The sequence below is a fragment of the Psychrobacter sp. Arc29 genome (genome assembly GCF_041431175.1).
Taxonomy (GTDB): domain Bacteria; phylum Pseudomonadota; class Gammaproteobacteria; order Pseudomonadales; family Moraxellaceae; genus Psychrobacter.
On sequence record NZ_JASMRR010000013.1, the window covers coordinates 56051 to 67651 of the forward strand.

8 protein-coding genes are annotated in these 11601 nt (G+C 44.9%); 1 reads left to right on the forward strand and 7 read right to left on the reverse strand.

Annotated elements, in window-relative coordinates; all coding sequences use genetic code 11:
• Nucleotides 1-11: 11 nt before the first annotated feature.
• From QO189_RS13755 to QO189_RS13785, 7 genes are all read right to left on the reverse strand, one after another.
• Complete coding sequence (locus QO189_RS13755; protein WP_371533174.1) at nucleotides 12-1655, reverse strand: BCCT family transporter; 1644 nt, start codon at nucleotides 1653-1655, stop codon at nucleotides 12-14.
• A 166-nt stretch (nucleotides 1656-1821) separates the two neighbouring features.
• Nucleotides 1822-3087, reverse strand: coding sequence for a PQQ-dependent sugar dehydrogenase (locus QO189_RS13760; RefSeq protein WP_371533175.1), 1266 nt, complete (start codon nucleotides 3085-3087; stop codon nucleotides 1822-1824).
• Nucleotides 3088-3295: 208 nt separating this feature from the next.
• Entirely contained in the window at nucleotides 3296-5893 is a 2598-nt protein-coding gene (gene clpB, locus QO189_RS13765; protein WP_371533176.1) for an ATP-dependent chaperone ClpB, read from the reverse strand.
• A 309-nt stretch (nucleotides 5894-6202) separates the two neighbouring features.
• Nucleotides 6203-6778 carry a murein L,D-transpeptidase family protein gene (locus tag QO189_RS13770; protein WP_371533177.1) on the reverse strand — a complete coding sequence of 192 codons (576 nt, stop codon included), beginning with the start codon at nucleotides 6776-6778 and terminating at the stop codon, nucleotides 6203-6205.
• Between the two features lie 111 nt (nucleotides 6779-6889).
• Nucleotides 6890-7681 carry an SDR family NAD(P)-dependent oxidoreductase gene (locus QO189_RS13775; protein ID WP_371533178.1) on the reverse strand — a complete coding sequence of 264 codons (792 nt, stop codon included), beginning with the start codon at nucleotides 7679-7681 and terminating at the stop codon, nucleotides 6890-6892.
• A gap of 72 nt (nucleotides 7682-7753) precedes the next feature.
• A complete protein-coding gene (locus tag QO189_RS13780) occupies nucleotides 7754-9472 on the reverse strand; it encodes an AMP-binding protein (protein WP_371533179.1) in 1719 nt (572 codons plus the stop codon).
• A gap of 268 nt (nucleotides 9473-9740) precedes the next feature.
• The gene (locus QO189_RS13785; RefSeq protein WP_371533180.1) at nucleotides 9741-10859 is read right to left on the reverse strand and encodes a DNA topoisomerase IB; all 1119 of its coding nucleotides are present in this window, start codon (nucleotides 10857-10859) and stop codon (nucleotides 9741-9743) included.
• A gap of 187 nt (nucleotides 10860-11046) precedes the next feature.
• Between QO189_RS13785 and QO189_RS13790 the strand changes: the two genes are divergently transcribed.
• Nucleotides 11047-11499: a GNAT family N-acetyltransferase gene (locus QO189_RS13790; RefSeq protein WP_371533181.1), complete on the forward strand. Its 453-nt coding sequence runs from the start codon at nucleotides 11047-11049 to the stop codon at nucleotides 11497-11499.
• Nucleotides 11500-11601: the final 102 nt, after the last annotated feature.

Consider the following 11601-nt stretch of genomic DNA (forward strand, 5'->3'; position numbering starts at 1 on the left):
GATTTTACTGCTTAGTCACCCTTAACAATCTTGGGTGGGCCTTTGAGTAAATGCTCATCAACAAACTCATCTGCAGAGTTATGATCTGCTGATTCATCTGTAATAAAACTTTGCTGCGCTCGATATAGAATCAAACGGTCACGGCTAAGACCCCGCAACAACGCATACATTATGACGAAAACCACTAAAGCAAATGGCAATCCTGCTACGATGGCAGCTGCCTGCAAAGCAGACAATCCACCAGCCGCTAACAATATAGCAGCGATAATGCCTTCTGTGGTTGCCCAAAACAAACGCTGGATCTTTGGTGGATTGGTATCACCACCAGCAGTCAGCATGTCAATAACAAAACTGGCCGAATCTGATGAAGTCACAAACCAAAGCATAATCATGACAACAATCATTAACGTAATCGGTTTGGCTAGTGGGTAGTACTCAACCAGCTTAAAGATTGCGCTACCCGTATCTGCTTGTACTGCTTCAACCAATCCTGGGCTAATACCTGTCACAGCAGAGGCCAGCTCCATGTGAATAGCTACGCCACCAAAAGTTGTGAACCAGAAAAACAAAATAAGCATAGGGATTAATAGCACCCCAAATGTAAACTCACGGATGGTACGACCACGAGAGATACGGGCAATAAAGATACCAACGAATGGTGCCCAGCTCACCCACCATGCCCAATAAAATATCGTCCAAGCACTTTGCCAGTCTGTTCCACTGTAAGACTCGCCCCACGTACCTAAAGGTACGATCACGGTCAGATAGTTACCGATATTTTCGATAAAGCTATCAAAGATAAAGAGCGTCGGCCCTAAAGCCACCATGAATACCAATAAAACGATTGTAAAACCGATATTGATATCACTAAGGCGCTTAATACCTTTATCCAGACCCATCATAACGGAAGCGGCTGCAAGCGCTGTGATGAAAGCTATCAAACCGAACTGTACAGTGAGACTATTCGGCGTACCAAATAGTTTCTCAAGTCCCGCATTGATCTGCATCACTCCAAGCCCGAGTGAGGTGACCACACCAAACATCGTACCGAACACGGCCAAGATATCGACCGTATGCCCCCAGCGACCATAAATTCTTTTGCCGAGTAAAGGATACAAGGTTGAGCGAATCGATAAAGGCAAACCGCGGCGAAAATGGAAATATGCTAACGACAGTGCCACAATCGTATAGATACCCCAAGCGTGTAGACCCCAATGCATAAATGAGATATTCATCGCTTGCTTTGCGGCTTCAACCGTTTCGGCCTCGCCCATTGGTGGTGCCATAAAGTGATACAACGGCTCCGCTGTACCCCAATAAACGAGACCAATACCAATACCCGCAGAGAACAACATACCAATCCAAGAAAACAGATTGTACTGCGGTCGCTCCGTTTGGTTACCTAAACGAATATCACCATAGCGACTCATTCCTAAGTAAATGCAAAGCCCGAGCGCTGTATTCACTAAGATAATAAATAACCAACCGAACTTATCGGTAATGAAATTCTGTAAGAAACTAAAAACTGCCCCTGCTGTTTCGGTGAAAAGCGCACCGAAAATAATAAATCCAACGATCAACAGTGACGATGTAATAAACACGGGTTTACTCACCCGTGGAAAAGGTCCTAATCTGCCTACTTTTACTTCTTCCATGTGCAAGTCTCAAAATTTAAGGAATATTACCTTAACAAAATAGGCTTTAACTATCAATCAATTACAAAATAAAACTTGATAAAACCTTTAACTTATTCTAATAAGATTGATAGTTTTTTTAAAATGTCTGCATAAATACAGGTTTAAAAGCAGCTTTATCATGATGTTACTTAGGCAATAATCTGAGTAATCGTCCACCATTACCATCTTCCAATGCCCAGACCTGCCCATCGACTGCCAGCACGCTGCGGACACGCTCACCCATGTCATAACGATAGCGTTCAGTAGCACCATCATCTTCATCGACACTTACGACAATAAGCGCTTTTGATGATAAACCACTGATTAAAAAATTACCTTGCAATGCTGGAAAGTTATTGTGGCTACCAGCCGTATATAGACTCAGTGATGACGGTGAGATAACGGGCGTCCATGTGATTTTCGGCATTTCGAACTCAGGGCGAGTGTCATGGTCTGGGATTGGTGTACCTGAATAATTGCGACCATTTGAGACAACTGGCCAACCATAGTTTTTCCCTTTCTCAATCAGATTAAACTCATCACCACCCTTTGGCCCCATCTCGTTTGCCCAAAGCCTGCCGCCTTCATCGAATCTCATGCCGAGTACATTGCGATTACCCATTGTCCAAAACTGAGAGGCAATGTCATTGCTATTATTGACAAATGGATTGTCCTTTGGCACCGAGCCGTCAGCATACAACCTAATAATCTTACCTAGATTCATGCTCATATCTTGTGCGGGCTCTTTTTTCTGGCGTTCTCCTGAGCTGATATATAGATACTGTCCATCAGGTGAAAACAATAAGCGATGGCTGTAGTGACCTTGCCCCGTGACTTTTGGAGATTGCTCCCAAATTGGCGTGATGGCCTGTAGTGTGGGCGTATTTGTGCCTAATCCTGCAAGCGTCGCTTTGATTACTTTTGCCCCAAACTTATTACTATCACCTCCCTTTCCTGCTTCCGCATAGCTGATATATACAGCATTCGAAGTCGCAAAATCTGGCGCTAATATAATATCTCCCAAACCACCTTGACCACCGTAGGCCACTTTAGGGACGCCTGCTACTTGTATCTTGCTACCCGTCGCCGTATCTACAATGAACAGCTCCCCTGTTTTTTGTGTCACCAGTAGTTTGGGCGCTTTGCCATCTGTATTGGGTAACGCTGTCATAGCCCAAGGCTCATCAAAAGTTGCGACCGCTTTGGTTGTAAACTCAGGCTTGTCTGCGCTAACTTGAGCATCACTTGTCTGCATATCTGCTTTAGAGGTTTGCATCTCTTTCTGTTCTGGCACGTTGTTGCTGGTATTGACGGTTGCAGGATTGGAGCAAGCTGATGTGCTGAACAATAAAGCCGCAATGAGCAACGGCGATGTTAAGGGCAGACTTACACGTTCAATAGGGGTTGTCATTGTTTTGTCCTTTCTATCCAATTAGCATTTATTTTATTAGTCATCCATTTATTTATAGCATAGTCTTGATATTTAAGAGATATTTAAATGGTAAAAAAACAGTAACGTAAAACGCGCCTTATAAATAAAAACCCCTTACCTACGATTGTAGATAAGGGGTTTGTTTTAAACGTACAATTGGGCTATAAAGACGTCAAATCCAATGTGATTAGCTCATTCTAAGCTTATCAAAAGTTAGCTTGTCGTCGGCACCCACATCGACTTTGATAATATCACCTGCCACAAAGTCGCCCGCTAGTAGCTTCAATGACAATGGATTTTCGATCTCTTGCTGAATGGCACGTTTGAGTGGACGCGCACCATAAACAGGATCGTAACCGACGGCAACCAGTTTATTCATCGCATCGGCTGATAGCTCAATATCCATCTCACGCTCTTGGATACGCTGACGTAAACGATTCAATTGAATATCAGCAATACCTGCCATCTGCGACATACCAAGCGGATGGAAGACCACGATCTCGTCAATACGGTTGACGAACTCTGGACGGAAATGTTGCCCAACCGAATCCATCACTTCCGCTTTAATATCATCATAGCTCTCGCCAACCATTTCTTGAATCTTATGCGAACCCAAGTTACTGGTCATGATAATGACGGTATTTTTGAAATCTACCACCCGACCTTGCGAATCCGTTAAGCGACCATCATCCAATACTTGCAGCAAGATATTGAACACATCAGGGTGCGCCTTTTCTACTTCATCGAACAATATGACGCTATATGGCTTACGGCGTACCGCTTCCGTCAACGTACCGCCTTCTTCATAACCGACATAGCCTGGAGGCGCACCAACTAAGCGGCTAACGCTGTGTTTTTCCATATACTCACTCATGTCGATACGTACGATTGCGTCTTCAGAGTCAAACAAGAAGTTTGCTAGTGATTTTGTCAGCTCGGTTTTACCAACGCCTGTAGGCCCTAAGAATAAAAACGAGCCTGAAGGACGATTGGGATCAGACAAGCCTGCACGGCTACGACGTACCGCATTGGCCACCGATTCGACCGCTTCATTTTGACCGATGACACGCTCATGGAGCTTTTCTTCCATTGCAATCATCTTGTCACGCTCGCCTTGCATCATTTTACTGACTGGAATACCAGTCGCGGCTGCCACCACTTCTGCAATTTCATTGTCGGTGACTTTATTACGTAGCAATTTGACACCGTTACCTTCACCTGTCTGCTCTTTTTGCTCAGCCAAATCAGACTCATGAATACGTCGTTCTAACTGCGGAATGGTTTCGTATTGTAGCTTACTCATGGTCTCATAATCGCCTTCGCGGCTGGCTTTGTCATAGGCAATACGGGCTTTATCTAGCTCGTCTTTGAGCTGTTGACTGCCTTTGACCAGTGCCTTCTCTGCCTGCCAAACCTCGTTGAGATCAGCGTACTCTTTTTCTAACTCTGCTATTTGCGCATCGAGCACTTTACGCTCGGCTTGCGCGCCGGCATCCTCTTCATTTTTGAGAACTTCACGCTGCATTTTTAACTGAATGAGGCGACTATCGAGCTTACCTAACGATTCAGGTTTGCTGTCCATCTCCATGCGCAGACGACTAGCCGCTTCGTCAATCAAGTCGATGGCTTTATCTGGTAGCTTACGGTCAGTGATATAGCGATGACTCATGCGCGCAGCAGCGATAATGGCACTGTCTTGAATATCGACGCCGTGATGCAACTCATAACGCTCTTTTAGACCACGTAATATCGCGATGGTATCTTCGACCGTTGGCTCATCGACCAGTACTTTTTGGAAACGGCGCTCAAGTGCCGCATCTTTTTCGATGTACTTACGGTATTCATCCAGCGTTGTCGCCCCGACACAGTGTAGCTCACCACGTGCCAATGCAGGTTTTAGCATATTGCCAGCGTCCATCGCCCCTTCAGACTTGCCTGCACCAACCATGGTATGCAGCTCATCGATGAACAGAATGACATTGCCTTCTTGCTTAGCCAAGTCGCTCAATACGCTTTTGAGTCGCTCTTCGAACTCACCGCGGAATTTTGCCCCAGCGATTAGCGCTCCCAAATCTAACGACAGCACTTCTTTGCGGCGCAGACCTTCTGGTACGTCGCCATTGATGATTTTTTGTGCCAAGCCTTCGACGATGGCGGTTTTACCAACGCCCGGCTCACCAATGAGTACAGGGTTATTTTTGGTACGGCGCGACAGCACCTGAATGGTACGGCGAATCTCTTCGTCACGACCAATGACTGGATCTAGCTTGCCAAGCTCTGCTTGCTCAGTCAGATTAATCGTGTACTTATTGAGTGCATCACGCTGATCTTCTGCGTTTTGGTTATTCACTGTATCGTCGCCGCGCAGCTGCTCAATGACCTCTCTGAGCTTGCTTGCTGTCACTCCAGCACTTTCAAATATCTTTTTGGTTTCGCCTTGTTCGGCGAGTGCCAACATGACCCATTCTGTTGCGATAAAATCATCGCCTTCTTTTTGTGCCTGACGATCGGCCAAGTTTAAGATTTTGACCGAGTTTGGATTTAGATTGACGTCACCTGTCGGCTCCGAAATCGTCGCTTGGTTATCTAGTGCTTTGGCCACGCCATTTTTTAGCGCTGGAATAGAAGCGCCTGCTTGTTGGCAAATAGATAAATTAGACTCATCTTGTAGCAATACCGCAAGCAAATGCACAGGATCAATGCCTGTATGATCACGACCTAACGCTAGGCTCTGAGCTTCTTGAATGGCGGATTGCAGTTTTTGCGTAAACTTCTCAAATCTCATGTTTATATCCTTTTATAATTGGTATTATCAGTGAGCTTTCTAGGGACTCTATTAGTCTAGTGCCCACTGTTATCTGTCACTTATATAAGGTATATATACACCTATTTCAAGACGATTACCAAATAAAACCTTACTTAAGGCAATGATATTTATTATTAATAATATTTAAACGGGTTATTAATACCAGTTAAATGAAGTTAGGAGATAGGAAACGTCATCTTATTGATGTAGATTAAAGAGAAATCTCCATTGAATACGGTAATAAGCAATGCACTTATTGAGCATAAACCCAATCATAATCCGACTATTCTACTCCACGATTTCAATAGGAGTACCAAGTGTCACCGCTGCCATAATCTCATCCATCTCATCATTGGTAACCGCGATACAACCATCGGTCCAATCTCGCCTTTGATTCAACCAGCCCAAATCTCCAAAGCCATTCATTTGCCCATGAATCATAATATCGCCGCCCGGATTGACCCCTAACGACTTCGCTCGTGCCTTGTCCGCAGCATTCGGATAGCTAATATGGATAGAACGATGCGCAATAGAGTTCTCGTTTTTATAATCTAAGGTATAAATCCCAACGGGCGTACGCTGATCGCCTTCTTGTTGCTTATGTCCGGATGGACTACCCCCAAGGGCAATACGATACGACATAATGATTTTACCATCGCTCATCAATTTCAAGATACGATCTGATTTGTCGACGAAGACTCGATCAATGACTATAGAGGCAGGAATGGAGTTTTTGGATGCTGAGGAGTTTTTTGCATAAGCAATAGCACTGGTGCTTACAATAACAACAAGGCTAATGCCTATAAGTAACCAATACATGCGCTGCTCATTTGACGGGTGAAATTTATTATAAAAAAATGACATAGGCTTTGATCCTCATAATTAATTTTTCGTCATTAATCATATGTATCAAAACACTATGTCAGATTCTGTAGATAAATTTTGTGCAAAAGTAATGAATCAATCGCTGTGCTGTTATAACATGCGAATCGCACCATCTAAGCGGATCACCTCACCATTTAAATAAGCATTGTCAATGATATGAGTGACCAATTTGGCAAACTCATTGGGAGCGCCTAAACGCTTAGGATAAGGCACGCCTGCTTCCAGCTGCTCGCGTGCCTTTTCAGGAATACTCTCCATCATCGGCGTAGCAAAGACACCTGGTGCGATAGTCATAACGCGGATGCCATGCCGTGCCAGCTCACGAGCAAGCGGCAAGGTCAGACCAACCACGCCTGCCTTGGAAGAAGAATAGCTGGCTTGACCTACTTGACCATCAAAGGCGGCGATAGAGGCTGTATTAATAATAATGCCTTGATCTACATTCTTTTCTACATGCTCGCCTGCATTGCTATCATTCGCTATGCGCTTGGCGATGCTAGCCGCGACCAAACGGGCAACGTTAAATGAACCGACCAGATTGACATTGACCCCGCGGCTAAATGCCTCAAGGTCTGCCGGATTATTATCACGATCCAGTAGCTTTTGTACCACTACGATACCAGCACAGTTGATTGAGCCTTGTAAACCGCCGAAAGCGTTTTCAGCCATCTCAACCGCTGATTGCACTTCATTGCCGTTAGTAATGTCACAGCGCACAAAGCGAGCACTACCACCCAGCTCAGCGACCAGTGCTTGCCCTGCTGATTCATTCAGATCAGCGATGACAACGTTTCCACCTTGACCTACAATCGCCCGAGCCACTGACTCGCCCAAACCAGATGCACCACCCGTGACCAAAAAGCTGTTTTCTTTAATTTGCATGATTATTCCTTTAAATCCTCACTTTTTATTAGCTATTTTCTATGAATTATCTATAAACACTCTATTGGGTAGTTACGCAGCAGATAAACTACGTAGCAAAAAGCGTTGAATCTTGCCACTTGGTGTTTTTGGTAATTCGGTCACAAATTCGACCTCACGTGGATAGGCATGAGTGGATAGACGTTTGCGTACCAACTCTTGGATTTCTTTGGCGATTTGCTCACTGCCTTCGATACCCTCTTTTAACACCACATAAGATTTGATCGTATGTCCACGCACTTCGTCTGGCACGCCTACCGCCGCAGATTCTGCAACAGCTTCATGTTCTAGCACGGTATTTTCGACATCAGTGGGCCCTACGCGGTAACCTGCGGTAATAATGATGTCATCATCACGGCCTGAGAACCAGTAACTGCCATCACTATGACGCTCAACCACATCACCTGTCAGATAGTAGTCATCTACAAAGGCTTGTTTCTCGTTCCAGCTATAGCCACGGAAATAAAACGCAGGTGACTGACTAACGACAACTGCTAGCTGACCCTGTTCACCATCTGGTAGTGCATTCATATCATCATCTAGTACCACTAGCGTATGACCTGGCAATGCCATTCCCATCGAGCCTACTGGAGACTCGTGCGTCAACGCATGATGCGCACAGCAAGTCATGCCAGTTTCTGTTTGTCCATATTGATCTTTTACCTGACAGCCCAGATAGGTCTCGACCCAGTTAACGACTTCGGTATTCAATGTCTCCCCTGCTGAGTTCGCGCAGCGCAAAGCGAGTTTGGCATTAGTATCAAGGTCATCTTCATTGCCGTCTTTATGGTCAAACACGCCGCTGGATTTCATCATACGAAATGCCGTTGGTGAAGAGGCCAAGTTGGTAATCTGATGACGTACCATAAAGTCGCGCGTATTGGTTGCATCAAAGCCTGCTTCATTAAAATAAGTCGTGATACCTAATAGCAGTGGCCCTGTGATGGCATAATATAAGCCATATGCCCAGCCGGGATCGGCCATGTTCCAATATCGATCGTCTGCGCGTAGGTCGATGGCATAACGCATATAGAGATAAAATGCAGGTAACGCTGATAATGGCACACTCACGCCTTTTGACTTACCGACTGTACCTGAGGTAAACATTTGCAAGAATGGCGCGTCCGTATCGAGCGTAACGGGTTCCATCGTTTGCGACTGTGCTGCCATGGACTGGCTATAATGATCGTCACCCCATGTCTGAGCGTCCTCAGTACTGCCGACCAATACCATTCTAGTTTGTGCGGCCAAATCATCAAACTTGCTGCGGTTTTCTACATTGGTAAAAACGACTTTGGTATCGGCTTTGTCCATGCGATATTTGATCGAGTCATAGCCAAACGCGGTAAATAGCGGCTGATATACCGCGCCGATGCGCCATGTTGCCAATACAACGGTCAGTAGCTCAGGTGTACGCGGCAGCATGGTTGCGACTTTGTCTCCCGCTTTTACGCCATAAGACTGTAGTAAGTTGGCAACCTGCGCACTGGCTTTATCAAGCTCACCAAAGCTCATGCGCGTGACATTGCCTGCCGTATCTTCGTGTACCAATGCGGCAGTATCAGCGCGGCCGTCACGAACATGACGACCACAGCACGCCATATAGGCATTTAAGCGATCGTCGACATGCTCGCCAAAGATTTCTGACAGCAATGTATCCATATCAAAATTATTATAATAATCGGTATAGTTTTTTGGTGTCGTTGAAGCATCTGTATGATTGATGGTAGGAGTTTGAGAGGCGGTGTTCATAAGCTAATCCTTTAGCAATAGCAGATAAAATGATATTCATGGTTGTAAAAAGGTCACATCCTATAGACCGTTTAGTATCTTCGTATTTAACATGCTCTATTAGTAACGCATTTTTATACTTATTTCAATACATAACGTATCATTTTTATTTTATATAAATAAGCATGACCTATAACTATTTATCATAAAATAGTCCTTAGTAAAATTAAAAAACCTTTATAATCATATGCTTAATTTACTTTTTAAGTGCTTTCCCAAGTATCGATATTTAACGATCAGCACTGAGAAAACCTAGTAAGGCTTTCTCTTCACAGCTTTGGTATTTTTTCGTACGACCGCGGCGTGCTTGTTTATAGTCATCATAAAATTGCCCTGCCAAAAAACGCTCAATAATGATGGGGTGAATATACGATGCGCGGCATACGGTTGGCGTATTGCCCAGCTCTGCCGCCACGCTTTTTACCATATCGGTGACCAGCTGCTGACGCTCAGCGCTTTCTGGTGCGCTGGCAAGTATGCTAGCGCCTGCCGTCGTTTGCAGCTCGTCGTATAGATAACTTGCCGCGAGCACGCTTGCCATCCATGTACGAAAATCTTTTGCACTATATAATTTGCTTTCGCAGTCCATCCCGCACGTATGCATCCGCAAATAATTATTGATATCGCTACTGTCGACGACTTGTTTATGCCCATTGTCATCTAGGTATTTGAATATTTGATAGCCCGGCAGCTCAGAGCACGCCTGCACGATATCAATCAAACGCTCATCTTGCAGCTCAATGTGGTGTTCTTTAGCGCTTTTTCCGACAAAATCAAACGCAAGTCCGTTATCCGTTTCGCTGACATGCTTACTACGTAACGTACTCAGACCATAACTTTTATTTTGCTTGGCATAGCGGCTGTTACCGATACGAATCAACGTGGTTTCGAGCAACTTTACAACGGCAGCGAGTACATTGGTGCGTGACAATGATTCTGCTTCCAAATCTGTCTCGACCTGCGCGCGTAAATTGGGCAGCGCCTCTGCAAAGCCTATCATCGCATCAAACTTGGCTTGGTCACGAATATTATTCCACGAGGGATGATACAAGTACTGCTTGCGTGATTTTTCGTCGCGTCCTGTCGATTGCAGATGGCCTTTTTCGTCTTGGCATATCCATACCTCTGACCACATAGGCGGTATCACCAATGCATCAAAACGCTGACGTAATGCTTTGTCTTTGACTGTTTTGCCCGTTGCATCGCGATAAGTAAAGCCGCGGCCCCAACGTCTACGCTCATAACCTGGTTCATCGTCACTCACATAGCGCAGATTGGCACGGCGTGCGAGACGCTCATAGTCATGGCGCACATCCTGCGTTGTCGACTGCTCATTTGTTTTGCCCATAAAAACACTCTTCCAATAATTTTATGGTTTTAGCATAATCAACCGTGGTTATTTTTGCTGTTTGTTTGCCACGGACAAAGTGTAATCCTGTGTAAAATAAAGCAGTGATAAAAATAGGGATAAGGGTTCTAAGTGCTGTACTTTTGAGGCATAATTCAGCATTACTCACGACTTAAGTTTATGAAAAATGAACCATTCACCTGTGAAAATAAAGCCACTCGCTCTCGCCGATCACGATCTTTGGGCACACTTATGGCAAAGCTATCTGACATTTTATGAGACCAATTTGCCATCAAGCACGACGGAGACGACGTGGCGCAATCTGCTTGATGATGACGTCTCTGTTTATGGATTTGGGGCATGGAGGGATGATGTTTTGGTAGGCATTACCCATGTGGTACTGCATCCCAACACATGGAATACTAACGCGTGTTGTTACTTAGAAGATTTATATGTCGCGGACAATGTCCGTGGTCAAGGTGTGGGACGTGCATTGATTGAACATGTATACTCCTTCGCTAAGGATAAGGACTGTAACCGCGTCTACTGGACGACACAAGACAGCAACGTCGCCGCTCGTAAACTCTATGATGCTATTGCCACTCAGACAGACATGGTTAAGTACCGCAAGGACTTATAAAGAGTAAGCTAAAGAATGAAATGTCTGTCCCGTCCTAAAATAGATTGATGATTTTTTAATGAGCCAGATACCCTGAGTATTTGGCTTTTTACATTAAACAGG